At 41.5% G+C, this 15,375-nt stretch carries 14 protein-coding genes; all 14 read right to left on the bottom strand.

What is annotated here, in order from left to right; translation table 11 throughout:
• Window positions 1–36 precede the first annotated feature (36 nt).
• Entirely contained in the window at window positions 37–762 is a 726-nt protein-coding gene (locus MHB38_RS08745; RefSeq protein WP_057079526.1) for a GntR family transcriptional regulator, read from the bottom strand.
• Window positions 763–926: 164 nt separating this feature from the next.
• On the bottom strand, window positions 927–3,302 hold the full coding sequence (locus MHB38_RS08740) for an FtsK/SpoIIIE family DNA translocase (RefSeq protein ID WP_035392030.1): 2,376 nt from the start codon (window positions 3,300–3,302) through the stop codon (window positions 927–929).
• A gap of 110 nt (window positions 3,303–3,412) precedes the next feature.
• Window positions 3,413–3,649, bottom strand: coding sequence for a YlzJ-like family protein (locus MHB38_RS08735; protein WP_008344712.1), 237 nt, complete (start codon window positions 3,647–3,649; stop codon window positions 3,413–3,415).
• A complete protein-coding gene (locus tag MHB38_RS08730; RefSeq protein WP_008344713.1) occupies window positions 3,646–4,374 on the bottom strand; it encodes a ClpP family protease in 729 nt (242 codons plus the stop codon). The genes MHB38_RS08735 and MHB38_RS08730 overlap by 4 nt, the downstream gene beginning before the upstream one ends.
• 121 nt (window positions 4,375–4,495) lie before the next feature.
• On the bottom strand, window positions 4,496–6,163 hold the full coding sequence (rnjB, locus tag MHB38_RS08725) for a ribonuclease J2 (RefSeq protein ID WP_074042026.1): 1,668 nt from the start codon (window positions 6,161–6,163) through the stop codon (window positions 4,496–4,498).
• A 171-nt stretch (window positions 6,164–6,334) separates the two neighbouring features.
• Window positions 6,335–7,201: a 4-hydroxy-tetrahydrodipicolinate synthase gene (gene dapA, locus MHB38_RS08720; RefSeq protein ID WP_008344717.1), complete on the bottom strand. Its 867-nt coding sequence runs from the start codon at window positions 7,199–7,201 to the stop codon at window positions 6,335–6,337.
• A gap of 30 nt (window positions 7,202–7,231) precedes the next feature.
• A complete protein-coding gene (gene dapG / locus MHB38_RS08715; RefSeq protein WP_025207348.1) occupies window positions 7,232–8,446 on the bottom strand; it encodes an aspartate kinase in 1,215 nt (404 codons plus the stop codon).
• A 92-nt stretch (window positions 8,447–8,538) separates the two neighbouring features.
• Window positions 8,539–9,558: an aspartate-semialdehyde dehydrogenase gene (asd, locus tag MHB38_RS08710; protein WP_341003097.1), complete on the bottom strand. Its 1,020-nt coding sequence runs from the start codon at window positions 9,556–9,558 to the stop codon at window positions 8,539–8,541.
• Between the two features lie 139 nt (window positions 9,559–9,697).
• Window positions 9,698–10,291 (bottom strand): dipicolinate synthase subunit B, encoded by a 594-nt coding sequence (dpaB, locus tag MHB38_RS08705; protein ID WP_008344723.1) that lies wholly within the window; start codon window positions 10,289–10,291, stop codon window positions 9,698–9,700.
• Window positions 10,288–11,190, bottom strand: a complete 903-nt coding sequence (gene dpaA / locus MHB38_RS08700) for a dipicolinic acid synthetase subunit A (RefSeq protein WP_007499517.1) — start codon at window positions 11,188–11,190, stop codon at window positions 10,288–10,290. The genes dpaB and dpaA overlap by 4 nt, the downstream gene beginning before the upstream one ends.
• 327 nt (window positions 11,191–11,517) lie before the next feature.
• Window positions 11,518–11,790: a YlmC/YmxH family sporulation protein gene (locus MHB38_RS08695; protein ID WP_341003096.1), complete on the bottom strand. Its 273-nt coding sequence runs from the start codon at window positions 11,788–11,790 to the stop codon at window positions 11,518–11,520.
• A gap of 61 nt (window positions 11,791–11,851) precedes the next feature.
• Entirely contained in the window at window positions 11,852–13,813 is a 1,962-nt protein-coding gene (gene asnB, locus MHB38_RS08690; RefSeq protein ID WP_167764462.1) for an asparagine synthase (glutamine-hydrolyzing), read from the bottom strand.
• Window positions 13,814–13,831: 18 nt separating this feature from the next.
• Entirely contained in the window at window positions 13,832–14,386 is a 555-nt protein-coding gene (locus tag MHB38_RS08685; protein WP_041507274.1) for a hypothetical protein, read from the bottom strand.
• On the bottom strand, window positions 14,355–15,350 hold the full coding sequence (locus tag MHB38_RS08680) for a hypothetical protein (protein ID WP_135227160.1): 996 nt from the start codon (window positions 15,348–15,350) through the stop codon (window positions 14,355–14,357). Before MHB38_RS08680 ends, MHB38_RS08685 begins: the two co-directional genes overlap by 32 nt.
• Window positions 15,351–15,375: the final 25 nt, after the last annotated feature.

The raw sequence follows: 15,375 nt of genomic DNA, 5'->3' as shown, positions 1-15,375 counted from the left end.
AACAAAAAGCAACCGCCTATGGAAGCGACTGCTTTGTTAAAATCGTTTACGTATGACATGGAAGCTGAATTTATCCGCTCGAAAATAATTGAGCGAGTATAAGACCGGCTGATCATCTTGATCATAGTGCATTTGTTTCAGTAATAGTAAGGCTGTTTCTGGGTCACATTCTAGTATCGGTGAAACCTGATCGTGATAACCAATCGGTTCGATGTCTGCCACTGCATATTTAATTCCGCTGTGCGGTTCTCTGCCAAACAGCTCAAAAAGCGATTCTTCCTCATGAGTAAAAGAAGCGGGAAGATGTTTGACCGGAATTTTATCTAAACAATAGACGACTGGCTGTCCATCTGCTGTTCGAACGCGTTCCATTGAAAAAACCTTCTCGGATTCATCACACTGAAAACGAATGACATCATTCTCTGTCGGCTCCCCTTCTTGTGAGGACAAAAAGATGGTACCTGGCGTCATATTGACCTGTTCAATCATTTTTGTGACACTTGTCAGCTGTTCAATGCCAGTAGAAAAAAGCGGTCTTGAGTTGACGAAAGTTCCCACACCATGCCTTCTAATTAAATACTTCTCTTCTTCTAATATACGAAGGGCTTCACGAAGGGTCGCTCTGCTCACGCCTAAAATCTTTGAGAGCTCAAACTCAGAAGGGAGCTTTTCCTTTTCGGCATATACACCTGTTTGAATATCTTCTTTAATACGGTCAATCACTTTCAAATATAAATGGCGATTGTCTGTTTTGGTCGACATGTTTTCCCTCCGTCTAATCAATGCAAATGATAAGATGAGAAATCTCTATTCCGAGATAAGATGAACATAACTATATCATGTTTTTGCAAATAAATAAATAGTCTGACTTCCAGTTAACATAATCAATATATCGTTAACTTCATGTTAGGAAAGCTCTCTTCGAATTATGAAGAGAGCTCGTCATGTTGTTCTTTTGAGAGGAGGACTTCTCTCGGTTTACTGCCTTCATATGGTCCGACAACCCCGCGCTCTTCCATTGCGTCAATAAGACGTGCAGCACGGGTATAACCGATGCGGAACCTCCTTTGCAGCATAGAAACAGAGGCCGTCTGCATGCCAATGATCAGTTCAACTGCTTCATCATATAAGTCGTCGTCCACAGCCCCAAGCTGATCTTGCGTTTCTTCACTTGGGATCATTTCTTCTTGATATTGTGCTTTTTGCTGCGTGATGACATGATCAACGACATGTTCCACTTCTTCATCTGATAAAAAGGCGCCTTGTACACGAACTGGTTTGTTCGCACCGACCGGTAAAAACAACATATCCCCTCTGCCCAGCAATTTTTCTGCGCCTCCCATATCAAGAATGGTCCTTGAATCGGTTTGTGACGATACGCTAAATGCAATACGGGATGGAATATTGGCTTTAATGACACCAGTAATGACATCAACCGAAGGTCTCTGTGTGGCGATAATTAAATGAATCCCTGCAGCACGTGCCATTTGAGAAAGCCTTGTAATGGAATCTTCTACATCAGAAGAAGCAACCATCATTAAATCAGCAAGCTCGTCTACAATGACGACAATATAAGGGAGTTCTGGCTGCTTCGCTTCTTCTGATTGATTCATTCGTTTAATGTAATCATTGTACCCTTCAATATTTCTTGTGCCCGTATGCGAAAACAATTCATAACGGCGCTCCATTTCACTAACCACTTTTTTAAGTGCCTGTGAGGCTTTCTTAGGATCAGTCACAACTGGAGCCAACAGATGCGGGATGCCGTTATAAACATTTAATTCAACCATTTTCGGGTCAATCATCATCATCTTTACTTCATGAGGTTTTGCTCTCATGAGAATGCTTGTGATAATGCCATTGATACATACGCTCTTTCCGCTTCCTGTCGAGCCAGCCACAAGTAAATGCGGCATTTTGTTCATTTCAGCCAGCACAGCTTCACCAGAAATATTTCGGCCCAGTCCGATGAGTAGCTTGGCATTTGGGCGATCATTTTGTTTCGATTCTAAAACCTCTTTTAAAGAAACCATCGCAATTTCTGCGTTGGGCACTTCAATTCCGATGGCGGATTTACCAGGAATCGGCGCTTCAATTCGAATGTCTTTTGCTGCTAATGCAAGGGCTAAATCATCACTCAAGTTGACGATCTTACTTACCTTCACGCCGACATCAGGGTATACTTCATATTTTGTGACGGCCGGCCCTAAATGAACTTGTGTCACTTTTGCTTTTACACCAAAACTTTGGAAGGTCTTTTCAAGTTTTCTTGCATTTTCATAAATATTCTTCTTATCTGTTTGCTGACCTGAATGCTGCGGCTCAGCTAAAATATCAAGCGATGGCAGCTCATAATCCTTATTTTCAAGCTCCGTAAACGTCATAGGCGGAGCTTCTTTCGGTTCGTCCCCTGTATCATGAGACGGAGTGCCTTGTACAGTTTCTTGAAGAGGATTTGGCTCATTGACCGGCTGATCTTTTTGAACCGGCGGTGTGAGCATGTCATCTCGATCAGCAAAACTTGAGATAATCGGCTGACGATTGTCAGAAGCCTGCTCTTCTTCCTCGATCAAGATATGATCATGATCTTCTTCGGCCTCTTCTTGCAAGCGTGAACGTTTTTTCTTTTCACTTGTTTTTTGCGCAGGTGCATTCTTTTTCGCCTGCCTTATGCCTTTCATATCTTCAATAAATGCTTTCCACTGCTTCACCAAAAATTGTGATACAGGCAGCGTCACTTTTTTGACCATTTCTTGCAGTGAGCGGTTTGTGATCAGCACAATGCCGATCAGCATTAGCACAATGGCCATGATTTGCGACCCTGCTTGTGCAAACAAGAAATAGGAGGCCGCAAATAATACAGCACCGATCATACCGCCTCCTAAATCGGGCGAGCCTGTCTCACCTTTCATATCCATTAAGAATAACTCAAACGTATTTCTGATTACACTTTGAGAACCTATCACGCCTGCAGCTGAAAGATGCTGAAAAAGCTTCACATGGGACAAAAGCAAGATACTCGCAATGATGCAGTATAAACCTGCTTTTCTTCTTGTCAGTAAATCAGGAATTTGTTTTTTCCAAAAGATCGTCACACCAAAAAGAAATAATCCGATAAGGCAGAGAATAAACCATTCACCTGCAAAGAATCGGAATAGATGTACAAAGGTTTGTCCAACTACACCTAGCTGTAAAATGGCAATGATCGCTATGGCAATACAGACTAACCCATTTAGTTCGTATTTCAGTTTTAGCTGTTTATTTTGTTTTTTTCTTGTTTTACGTTTTCTCTTTTTCGCCATACTCATCACCTTACTACAAAAGAAAATATAACCTACGAAAAGATCAGAAAGAAAGCAGCCTGGTTTTGGCTGCATCTTGTTGTAAGTTTTCCCTTTATTATAGCATAGAATCATTCATATGAGTCGGTTTGATTGGTGCCTAAATGTAACTTCAATCGCTTACCTGGTGCAAGCTCCTGATTCAAAAAGTCCATTGGATTTGTACTCATTACTTGAACGATTTCCGCTTCATCTTCTTTCATTTCAACCATCACTGGCACGCCCTGAATGTTTACCTGCTGGAGTTTGCGTTCTCCTTGTTCCTCAGCGTAAATGGCTTCATAAGGCATAGGTGTATATAAAATCATTGGATCAGCCCCTCGTTTTGTGCAGCCCGTTCGCCAATAAGCTCGTTCAGCTTTTTAATCGCTTGTCCAACGCCTCCAACTTCATGCATCAGTCCGTATTCAGCCGCCTCATGGCCAACGACATTTGTCCCGATGTCTCTTGTCAGATTGCCTTTAGAGAACATAAGCTCTTTAAATTTCTCTTCTGTAATGTTTGAGTGACTCGTGACAAAATTAATGACTCTTTCCTGCATTTTATCTAAGTATTCAAAGGTTTGCGGAACACCGATGACTAGACCGGTTAATCGTACAGGGTGAATGGTCATCGTTGCTGTTTCGGCAATGTAAGAATAATCACACGATACGGCGATTGGGACCCCAATAGAGTGACCGCCGCCAAGCACAATGGATACAGTCGGTTTGGATAAAGAAGCGAGCATTTCTGCAATAGCTAGTCCTGCTTCTACATCGCCTCCCACTGTATTTAAAATGATCAGAAGCCCTTCAATTTTTGGGTTTTGTTCAACTGCTACGATTTGTGGAATGACATGTTCGTATTTGGTTGTTTTATTTTGTGGCGGCAGCTGCATGTGCCCTTCAATTTGTCCAATAATAGTCAGGCAATGTATGTTTGTATCTTGTGACAACTGCGGGACGGCTGTTTCACCAAGCTGTTGTATTTTGCTCATAATGCTATCTTTTTCTTCTGGTTTTCGCTCAGGCTGCTGTTCATTCTGTTCGTCCATTTGTCTCCATCCTTTCCTAAAAACTCTCCTCCTATTATAAACAAGATCGTCACATTCCATCCGCATTCATCATGTCACATCAAAAAAGCCCAAAGAGCTTGTGCTCTTTGGGCTTTTCTCATCACACTTCCATAATAATTGGAATGATCATTGGCTTACGTTTTGTTTTTTCATATAGGAATTGATTTAGTACATCGCGCATGGATTGTTTCAGTGTTGACCATTCAACAATTGAGTTTTCCGTTTGCTCTGTCACAATCCCTTTGACCATTTCTGTTGCTTTCACAATCAGCTCTTCGGATTCTCTTACATAAACAAATCCTCTTGTGATGATCTCAGGTCCAGAAATTAATTGTTTCTTTTGTTTATCGAGCGTAATGACCACAATTAAGATGCCATCTTGAGACAATAGGCGTCTATCACGTAAGACAATATTCCCGATATCACCAACGCCAAGACCGTCGATCAAAATGTTCCCTTGATGCACTTTTTCACCGATCTTTACGTTTTGTCCTCTAAATTCTACAACATCGCCTTTATCAATTAAGAAAATGTCGCTTCGTTTCATTCCCACTTCTTCAGCAATACGAGAATGTGCTTTTTGCATGCGATATTCGCCGTTTACTGGAATTAAATACTTTGGCTTCAGTAAGTTCAGCATGAGCTTTAACTCTTCTTGACAGCCATGTCCAGATACATGCACTCGTTTTTGAGCAAAAATCACTTGTGCTCCGCTTCTTGTAAGGAAATCCACCGTTTTTGAATATATGAGTTCTTGTCCCGGAAGAGGTGTAGACGCAATCACAACCGTGTCATCTTTTTCAATATGAAGCTGTTTGTGATTTTGTTTCGCCATTTTTGTTAAAGCAGCGAGAGGCTCACCGTGGCTTCCTGCTGTGAGAATGACCACACTGTTTTTCGCCATTTTTTTCACTTCTTGGACTGGAACAAATAATTCTTCGTCTGCTGTCACATAACCAAGTTTGATCGCAAGCTGAAGAGTTGTCATCATATTTTTTCCTGCTACTGCAAGCTTACGGCCATTTTGGTTTGTGGCATTAATGATCTGCTGTACACGGTTAATATTTGATGAAGATACAGCGACAATCACACGATTTTCAGCATTGTACATCGCATTTGAGATTTCGTCTTGGACGAGCGCCTCAGAAGGTGTATAGCCTGGTTTTTCAGCATTTGCACTGTCTGAAAGAAGTGCTAAAACGCCATTGTTTCCAATTTTCGCAATCTCTCCGATGTCACAGGCTTGGTTAAGCGCTGGGGTTTGATCAAATTTAAAATCACCTGTGCATACGATTGAACCAAGAGATGTTTTGAAGCTGATTCCGACTGAATCAGGAATACTGTGATTCGTTCTAAAGAATGATACCTTTGTTGTTTCAAATGTAATGACTGACTTTGCATGAACCTCTCGCAAATCAGCTTTTTGATTGAAGCCGTATTGCTTTAACTTTTCTCGAAGTAACGCAAGGGTCAGCTTCGTGCCGTAAACTGGTACAGACAATTTACTTAAGCAATGGAATACGCCTCCGATTGCTTCATCATGTCCGTGGGTAAGAAAAATTGCTTTCACCCGATCAGCTCGTTCTGTTAAATAAGAGATATCAGGAATGACCACGTCAATGCCTAGCATTTCGTTTTCTGGATGCATGAGTCCTGCATCTACAACATATATGTCGGAATCAATCTCAATGACATATAAGTTTTTCCCGATTTCTCCAACGCCTCCCAGTGCAATAATTCTTACGTTCTCTGTATTTTTCTTTTTCAAAATTCTTATCCTCCTAGTCTCAAGCCCGTCCATCATCGCTTAATGCTATTATAACTGAATCTAATTTTAGAAAACAAGATGAAGTCACATTTTAAGAAAGTGTTTATGTATAAAAAACGGTCATACTCAGGGACATCTGAGAATGACCGCTTACGAATTTTTTTGTTTTGATCAGCTGTTTAATACGCTGCTTAAATTCAGTCTCTCTTCTTCTGATAAAGGTAAAAGCGGGAGTCGAACGGATCCGACATCTAATCCTTTCAGCTGAAGAGCTGTTTTGACAGGCGTTGGATTTGGCGCTGAGAATAGCTGGTTCATGATCGGCACCAGCTTTTGATGAATCAATGCCGCATTCGCTGTTTGTCCTGAAGCGTAGCTTTTTAGCATTTGCTGCATATCTAGGCCTACGATATGAGAAGCAACTGAGACGACTCCTTTTGCACCAACCGCAACCGCAGGAAGCGTTAGGCTATCGTCACCAGAGTAAACGTCAAAATCTTCTGGTGTCTCTGCAATGATTTTTGTCATGGCATCTAGATCACCGCTTGCTTCTTTGATTGCGACAATGTTCGGTATTTGCGCAAGCTTAATCGTTGTTTCTGGTGCTAATGAAGCAACCGTTCTTCCTGGTACATTGTAAAGCATGACAGGAAGAGATGTAGACTCGGCAATTGCTTTAAAGTGTGCATACATGCCTTCCTGTGATGGCTTGTTGTAGTAAGGTACGACAAGCATCACTGCATCAACGCCCGCTTCTTCTGCTTTTTTCGTTAGTTTAATAGACGCATTTGTGTTATTACTGCCTGTTCCTGCAATGATTTTACAACGACCATTTGCTAATTTCACCGATTGCTGAAAAAGAGCGACTTTTTCTTCAGTCGATAAAGTTGGCGATTCGCCTGTTGTCCCTGCAACGACTAAAGAGTCACTGCCGTTTTTTAACAAGTAATCAATGAGAATTGATAGCTTTTGGAAATCAATGTTGCCCTTTTTATCAAAAGGTGTAATCATAGCTGTTGCGATATTTCCGAAATTCATTTTTTTCACCTCATCATGATTCAATCACATTTATCTTGAAAGTTCAAACACTTCATGAAGGGCATTGACAGCCGCTCTCATGTTTTCTTCGTTCACTAACACCCAAATCGTCGTATGACTGTCAGCGGACTGTAAGATCGGAATATTTTGCTCAGATAGTGCAGATACAATTTTAGATGTGACACCTGGTACACCCATAATGCCTGCTCCAACAGCTGATACCTTTGCACAGTTTGTCGTGACAATCGGCGTATAGCCTAGATCTTTTAGGATCGCCGTTGCTTTTTCAGTCATTGCACCTGTCACCGTATAGACGATTTCGCTCGGTGTAATGTTGAAGAAATCGACACTGATTTGGGCATTTGCCATTGCTTTAAAGACTTCTGTTTGTACGCTGTACTGTCCCTCTTTAGCTGGGACTTTGATTTGTGTGACATCATTGACATGTGCAATACCCGTAATCAGGCGGTCGTACACATCATGACTCATTTTATCTGAGTAGTGTGATGTCACGAGTGTGCCCTCATCATCAGAGTATGTTGAACGGACCCTCATTGGTACTTTTGCTTGCATGGCAATTTCAACAGCTCTAGGGTGAATGACTTTTGCCCCTTGGTATGCGAGGTTACAAATTTCTGTGTATGTCACGACTCTCAATGGTTTTGCATTTTCTACGATACGTGGATCTGCTGTCATGACCCCTTCTACATCTGTAAAAATATCGATGAAATCTGCCTGCAATGCAGCGCCTAACGCAGCAGCTGACGTATCACTGCCGCCTCGTCCGATTGTTGTCACGTCTCCATTTTTTGCAGCGCCTTGGAATCCAGCAACGACAACCACATCATGCTCTGAAAGTGCCGCCTCAAGACGTTCACACTTCATATCAATAATTTTCGCATTTGTATGCTCTTTATCTGTCACAAAGCCTGCCTGTGATCCAGTCATCGCAACAGCCTTTAGCCCGTTTTCATTCAGCATACTTGAAAAAACAACAGCTGAAATATTTTCTCCGCAAGACACGAGTAAATCTTTTTCTCGGTTTGTCATATGCTGCGCACTGCCGTAAAGCAGACCTAGCAGTGTATCTGTCGCATAAGGATCGCCTTTTCGTCCCATCGCAGACACGACAACGACCGATTTATAGCCTTTCTCTTTTGCAGATAAGATATGTGCAAGTGCCCTTTTTCTTCCTTGATCATCTTTGACAGATGTACCGCCAAATTTTTGGACAATTATTTTCACTGTTTTCACTCCAAGTTCATTCTGACGTAACAGAAGAGAGCAGGCGAAAGATGCCTAACTCTCTTCTATTCGTCCTCATCATCCATTGAATGTTAAACTAATTTTAATGCTCGTAAGCTTTCTGCAATTTGAACGGAGTTCCATGCAGCGCCTTTTAGCAGGTTATCAGATACAATCCACATATGGAAGCCATTTGGACGATCCAAATCCTTCCGAATGCGGCCGACAAATACGTCGTTTTTACCAACAGCATCTGCAGGCATTGGATAAATTTGCTGAGACGGATCATCTTGTAATGTGATGCCTGGTGCATCTTTTAGGATGGACTTGATGTCATCAACCGTTGCGTCATTTGATTCAAGTTCAACGTAAACCGATTCTGAATGACCCGTTTCAATTGGTAGTCTCACACATGTTGCTGCTACTTCCAGCTCTGGCAAATGCATGATTTTTTTCGTTTCATTGATCATTTTCATTTCTTCAAATGTATAGCCATTATCTTGGAATTTATCAATTTGCGGAATCGCATTAAAGGCAATTTGATAAGGCATGACTTCTGGTTTCACATCTTCTTTATTTAAAATGGCTTGCGACTGGCTGTACAGTTCGTCTATGGCTTCATGTCCTGCACCTGATACTGCTTGGTAAGTAGACACAATGACTTTTTTCATGCCATACGCTTGACGAAGCGGTTCTAGCACCGCCACCATTTGAATCGTTGAACAGTTAGGGTTTGCAATGATCCCTTGATGGTCATGCAAATCTTTTTCGTTTACCTCTGGTACGACAAGAGGGGTATTTTCGTCCATACGAAAAGCACTTGTATTATCGACAACAATTGCACCTCGTTTGACTGCTTCAGGAGCTAGCGCTTTGGAAACATTTCCTCCCGCACTGAATAGTGCAATATTGACCCCTTCAAAGCTTTCAGGTGTTGCTTCTTGAACGGTATACTCTTGACCTCTGAATGTCACTTTTGTTCCAGCAGAACGTTTTGAGGATAGTAGGGTAAGTGTATCCATTTCAAAATCTCTGTCAGCTAGTGTTTTTAACATTTGTTGACCGACAGCTCCAGTCGCTCCAACTACAGCTACATGCAATCCTCTTCCCATCAGTAAAACTCCTTCCGACCCATCCATGATTCTTTTCTTTCGGATGGCCATCCTATGACTTTTTACATTTTATTTTACCATAGAAAAGCAAGGCTTGAAGTACCTTTTTTGAATCTTTCATGATTTTCTAGTGAATCTATTATTCGTTTGCTCCAATTAAAATGGGCTGAATTTGTCTATGCTCGAGCGCCTCTTCTACCGTTTTCGTCAGTAGATCCATATGCGCTACCATGGAAGTCGGTTTTTTGAATGGATCATCTTGGCCGAATGGAATAAAGAAAATGTTCTTTGTCGACATGAGTCTCATGAGATTTGTACCATTTAAACCTAATGCATCATTGGTGGAAATGCCTAAAACGACAGGGCGGTGATTACGAATGGTCGCCTTAGCAGCCATTAAGACTGGACTGTCTGTCAGTGCATTTGCAAATTTCGCCATTGAATTGCCTGTTAAAGGTGCAATGACCATACAATCAAGTGGAAGTTTTGGTCCGAGTGGCTCTGCTTTGACGATTGAGTCAATCGCTTGAAATCCTGTCAGCTTCTCAATCCGCTCAATCCAGTCCGCTCCTTCTCCGAATCTCGTATTCGTATTTTGCACCGTATATGACACGACAGGACGCACTTCTGCCCCTTCTTTCACGAGTGATTCGATTTGCGGAAAAACGGCTTCGTACGTGCAGTGAGAACCTGTTAAACCAAAGCCGATTCTTTTCCCTTTTAGTGTAGTCATGATTTCATCCCCCTTTTTTCCTCCGCAAGTTCACATAAGAGCCCAGAAAGCACTTTTGCAATGATCTGCCCGGCTGTCTTTGGTGCCACAATCCCTGGAAGTCCTGGTGCAAGAAGTGCCTTCACTCCATGCTTTTGTGCAAAGTCAAAGTCTGTTCCACCTGGGCGGGAGGCGATATCCAAAATGAGTGTCTTTGGTGTCATGCTGACGATGACAGATGAATCTAATACTAAGCTTGGAATCGTATTGATGATGATGTCGACATCCGTTACTTCATCTTTTAAACGGTCCATTGAAAATGGATCAAGTCCCATCTCAAAGGCTCGCGCTAAATGGGCTGTATCCGCAGCACCAACTTTCACTTCCGCACCTAGCGCCCGAAATGTGCGGGCAATGGTGAGCCCTGTTCGACCAAGTCCGAGAACAGCGACATGTGACCCATGAATCGTATAGTCCGTTTGCTGAATAGCCATCATGATAATCCCTTCAACTGTTGGAATAGAGTTATATATGGCAATATCATCTCGCTCAAACAGCTTCACAAGCTTCCGGTTCACCTGCTTTGCCATATTGTCTAAGTACATATTAGAAATACCTGAGTACAAGGTACAATGTGCAGGGGTTCTTTCTAAATATTTAGCTTCTAGCACGACCTTCTCATTTGAAAAAACGGTGGCAACGACCCCTTCGTCTGTAGCACCTGATACCGGAAGGATCATACTGTCTACCTGCTCAAATGGAAGCTCTGACATTTTCAGCTTTTCAGCACCAATAAATCCATGATCCAGCTGATCAAAACCGACCAAAAACACTTTGGCATGCTGCTGTGACAGCTTGCGAATGATTTCAAGCTGCCTAGCATCTCCCCCGATCACCGCAACCGTTAAACCGCTCAACATACTGACCGTTCACCTTCTTTATTTAAAAAAGTCTGTAATATTTTCCGAATCTCCCTTTCAGCATATGAGGAGATGATTCAGCCTGTGAACAAATCGGGGAGAGAAAAGAAAAAGAGCACCCATTTATAGTGGGTGCTCTTTCAAATCATGGACAAAGGGCTAAAATGCTCCTTATTTTAGCTCTTTTTTTCTTTTCAGCGTGATAGAAAACTTTTGCAGCCCTAGGAAGGACGAGTACTGGTGCGGAGAGAATTTGACATTCGTGAGCACCAGCACGCAGGACTGATAAAGAATGCGAGGGTTTGTCTACACGCTGAGAGCACCCTTTTATGATGGGTGCTCTTTTTCTCCGTGCGGCTGAAGTTCTTCAGGCACATCGAGAATGATCATATCTGAACCTATTTTTTGAATGTGATTCCACGGAACGCGGATGTCATTTCCTTCTTTTCGAAAGCCAAACCATTTGACGGAAGGTATGATGAGTGCTGTAATTTGACCGTCCTGTTCATTTATTTCAAGGTCGGTTTGTCCAAGCACGCCAAGCCGCTCCGCTCTTTTAATATCGACGATCTCTTTTCCTGACAGCTCACTCAGCCTCAAAATCGCATCACTCCCCTTCCATATCATATATGCAGCAGGCAAGGTGAATAGACCGGGCCTCTTAATGACTAGTTTGGAGCGGAAGACGCGCCCCTTTGATATAGTGATCATGCCATAATTCCAAGTTGTAAAGCATCCACACTTTTTGGTCCGCTCCATTTTTCTTCTTCTGATTCGAATGATGTCGCAAAAATTGTTCTAGCGGCTCCTTTTGAAATAATTGTGTTGCAAAGCTTTGTTGATCAAGAAGTTTCTCTTCAATTTCTCCCATTCTTTTGTTCATCCAATGATACACCGGAACAGGAAAACCCATTTTTCTTCTATATAATATACGCTTATCCACCGTTTGCTCCATTGTCTTTTTCAACATATATTTCGGAATATCTTGGACCTCACTTGTTTTAAGGCTCGATTGGAAAAATGCTTGCACTTTGCTAGGTAGCCCTTTATAAGGAAGTTTGTACTTGAAAGGCATATCATTGACAAATTGGATGATGCGATGATCAAGAAACGGTACACGTGCTTCTAGTCCGTGTGACATCGTCATCATATCAAGCCGGTCTAACAAGTTGGGTAAATGGATTTGTTGAAATAAATAGAGCAGTTTGTTTTCATACGACGCCCCTTCCATTTCTTTAAAGCAATGGGCGATCAATTGATTCATGTGCAAATCAGCAGAATCAATTGAATGCGCGTGCTGACCTAAGAGCTGCTCTTTTTCGCTATCAGTAAACCAAGCATATCTTTTTTTATAATGTTCCATTTCCCCATCAAGATGGATAAATTGATGCACCTGCTGCTGAAAGGACGGTTCAAATAATACCTTTGAAAGGATGGATGACAGCTTTCGGTTTTTTTGAAGCCATAAAATTTTACGCCAATCTGAAGGACTCCTAAATACACGACCATACCCTGCAAACAATTCGTCCGCTCCTTCACCACACAAAACAACCGTTACATGCTTTTTTGCTTCACGTGACATATGGTAAAAAGCGACCTCATGAGGAATGGAAAGAGGATGATCTCTTCGTTTCACAACTTCTGGCAATAATTGAAAGTATTCTTCTTCACTCATTCGATGCGAGTGAAGCTTGACGTTGTATTGTTCTGCTGCGAGCTTGGCATAGCTTTCTTCAGAAAAACCTTCCTCTTCAAAGCTGGTCGAAAAACAGTGAATATTCTCGTTCGCATATTTGGACATCAAAGCAACAATAGAAGTCGAATCCACTCCTCCACTCAAAAAAGCTCCTACAGGTACATCAGACATCATTTGTTTTTGCACACTATCTTGAAGTAATTCAAACAATCCCTTTTGATAATAACGTTCTCCCCTGTCAATTCCATCAGATGGGAAAGGATATTGCCAATAGGCCTCTTTTGTCATTCCTGTTTCATCTATTTTCAAGATGACACCTGGGGGTAATGTTTGAATTCCTTGAAAGAAAGTTTGCTCACCGATCGCATAACGGAAGGATAAATAACTAAGGACAGCCTCAGGCTGAATGGCAACTTGTATATCTGGATGCTGAAGAAGAGCCTTCATTTCCGATCCGAAAATAAGCCCTCCTCTACATTCTGAAACATAAAGCGGTTTAATCCCAGACCGGTCTCTAAATAAAAAGAATTCTTTCTTCTTTTGATCCCAAATCGCAGCTGCAAACATTCCATTTAATTGCTCAATAAAAGAAATCCCGTATTCTTCATAGCCATGAACAAGTACTTCTGTATCTGTCAGCGTACGAAACGTATGGCCTTTATTCCATAAGTCCTCTCTTAGTTCTTGGAAATTATAAATCTCGCCATTTAAAATCACACAAATAGACTCATCTTCATTTGTTATTGGCTGCGGCCCAGATTGAATATCGATAATGGAAAGCCGCGTATGAACCAAACCAACTGAGTCGTCTTGATATACACCACTATCATCAGGTCCACGCACACTAAGTGCGTTTTTCATCTTCAGTAAGATGTGTGGATCAATTGGTGCTTTGTTAAAATGACAATAACCTGCAATACCGCACATAGACATGGCCCCCTTCCATCAATGATCTGACTGCTGGATCGTCATTGCGAAAATATGCATAAATGGATTATCTTGAAAGCGGATTTCATCAAAAACGATTTTTTGCGAGAAGGAAAGCGAATCAATCCATAGGTTTGATGTTAAATGATGATTGATGCCGGCTACCGTATGAATATAATCAAATGCATAAGCCAATCGATCATCAAATGCAGGTTCACGTTCAATCACATCGGTTAATGAAAGACGAGACTCCAAGACAACGGTCCCCTCTCGTAATAATGTCATCTTTTCATAGAGATTACCATTAGATGAACAACCTACGACATGGAGCGCTTCTGCTTCAACTGCCTGAAGTTGAATAGACTGACCCTCTAATTCAATATTGTCTCCTTGATCTTGATAAATGAACTGAAAAGGAATGCCTTCGACCAAAGAGTCCTTCACGTTCATGACCAACTCAGCCGGCAAAGAAGCCCCACCAATGGTTAATTGGCCTTTTTCATATTCATTTTGATATGTGATGCCTCTGTTATTGACATAATCATGAAGAGTGAGGGGTTGATAGGTTTTCATTTTGAATCACCTCTTTTAGTTGCGTGAGAAGGCTTGTCTCCACTTCTAATGTTTTTTGAAACCGATTCGACGTCCTTTCAATCATACTGCGAGGATTTTTGCTGAGGCCGACTCTAGCTGTAAAATTAGCAAGCACTGTCCAGCTTTGATAAGCATCTTCAAATGCTTGAATAAGGGGTTGTAAATGCTCATTTTCATATGATGATAAAAATGTCACCATATGTTTTCTGGAGTTGGCGACATCCTTTAGTCCTTCAAAATAAACATTGTCTAATAAATTACCATTTTCATCACCTTTAATACTATCAATATAATCTCTTTGAATGACTGAAATTGCGTCAAGACCTGTGACAGCTCCAGGCAATTCAAAATGTGGCGGTGCACCTTCTAATATGGCAACATGCTCTTTTAAAACTTTCATTACATCCGGTTCTTTCTCAAGATCAACCTGTTTGATCCATTTATAACGATTTTCGGTTCGAGGCGTATGTTCGTAGACAGAGCGTGCGGCTTTCATCAAATGATCTTTACTCAATGTGCCATGATAAGAATAAGCATGGTCACTGATCACTACATGATCATCATTCACCTCAAGTACTTCCAATGTATGATATCCGTGTTCTCTTTCAAAAAATGGACAGTACGGTAATTCAAATATATCTAAAGAAACAGACACAGTGCCTCTCTTTGGATGCTGTTTAAATACCCGATTCATATAGAGGTCTAATTCCTCTTCGGTGTAAAAAATTTCTTCTAAATGAATGCCATTATGATGCAGAATATCTTCACGAAAGTGTTTAAAGGAACCGATCAAAACAAATCCTTGGTCTTGAGATCTATAAACAAGACCCGCTTGCCTCCAAATCCTGTCGATTTGAATTCCTTTTCTAAGAAGCATGGCTGCAATCGTTAATTGAGAACAGTTTAAATAATTGTTTCGGTAAATAGGTGCTGCAGTAGCCACATATGTCTCCTCCTTTTTTACGCCA

It is taken from the genome of Bacillus sp. FSL K6-3176 (genome assembly GCF_038003325.1).
In the GTDB taxonomy this organism is placed as follows: Bacteria; Bacillota; Bacilli; order Bacillales; family Bacillaceae; genus Bacillus; species Bacillus altitudinis.
The sequence above is the reverse complement of the archived record's forward strand: the minus strand, read 5'-3'. Positions and strand labels throughout refer to the sequence as shown.

Excerpts from the sequence above, each read along its gene's own strand:
- MHB38_RS08745 (WP_057079526.1), bottom strand. The coding sequence starts at position 762 with ATGTCGACCAAAACAGACAATCGCCATTTATATTTGAAAGTGATTGAC.
- MHB38_RS08740 (WP_035392030.1), bottom strand. The coding sequence starts at position 3,302 with ATGGCGAAAAAGAGAAAACGTAAAACAAGAAAAAAACAAAATAAACAG.
- MHB38_RS08735 (WP_008344712.1), bottom strand. The coding sequence starts at position 3,649 with ATGATTTTATATACACCTATGCCTTATGAAGCCATTTACGCTGAGGAA.
- MHB38_RS08730 (WP_008344713.1), bottom strand. The coding sequence starts at position 4,374 with ATGGACGAACAGAATGAACAGCAGCCTGAGCGAAAACCAGAAGAAAAA.
- dapA (WP_008344717.1), bottom strand. The coding sequence starts at position 7,201 with ATGAATTTCGGAAATATCGCAACAGCTATGATTACACCTTTTGATAAA.
- asd (WP_341003097.1), bottom strand. The coding sequence starts at position 9,558 with ATGGGAAGAGGATTGCATGTAGCTGTAGTTGGAGCGACTGGAGCTGTC.
- dpaB (WP_008344723.1), bottom strand. The coding sequence starts at position 10,291 with ATGACTACACTAAAAGGGAAAAGAATCGGCTTTGGTTTAACAGGTTCT.
- dpaA (WP_007499517.1), bottom strand. The coding sequence starts at position 11,190 with ATGTTGAGCGGTTTAACGGTTGCGGTGATCGGGGGAGATGCTAGGCAG.
- asnB (WP_167764462.1), bottom strand. The coding sequence starts at position 13,813 with ATGTGCGGTATTGCAGGTTATTGTCATTTTAACAAAGCACCAATTGAT.
- MHB38_RS08685 (WP_041507274.1), bottom strand. The coding sequence starts at position 14,386 with ATGAAAACCTATCAACCCCTCACTCTTCATGATTATGTCAATAACAGA.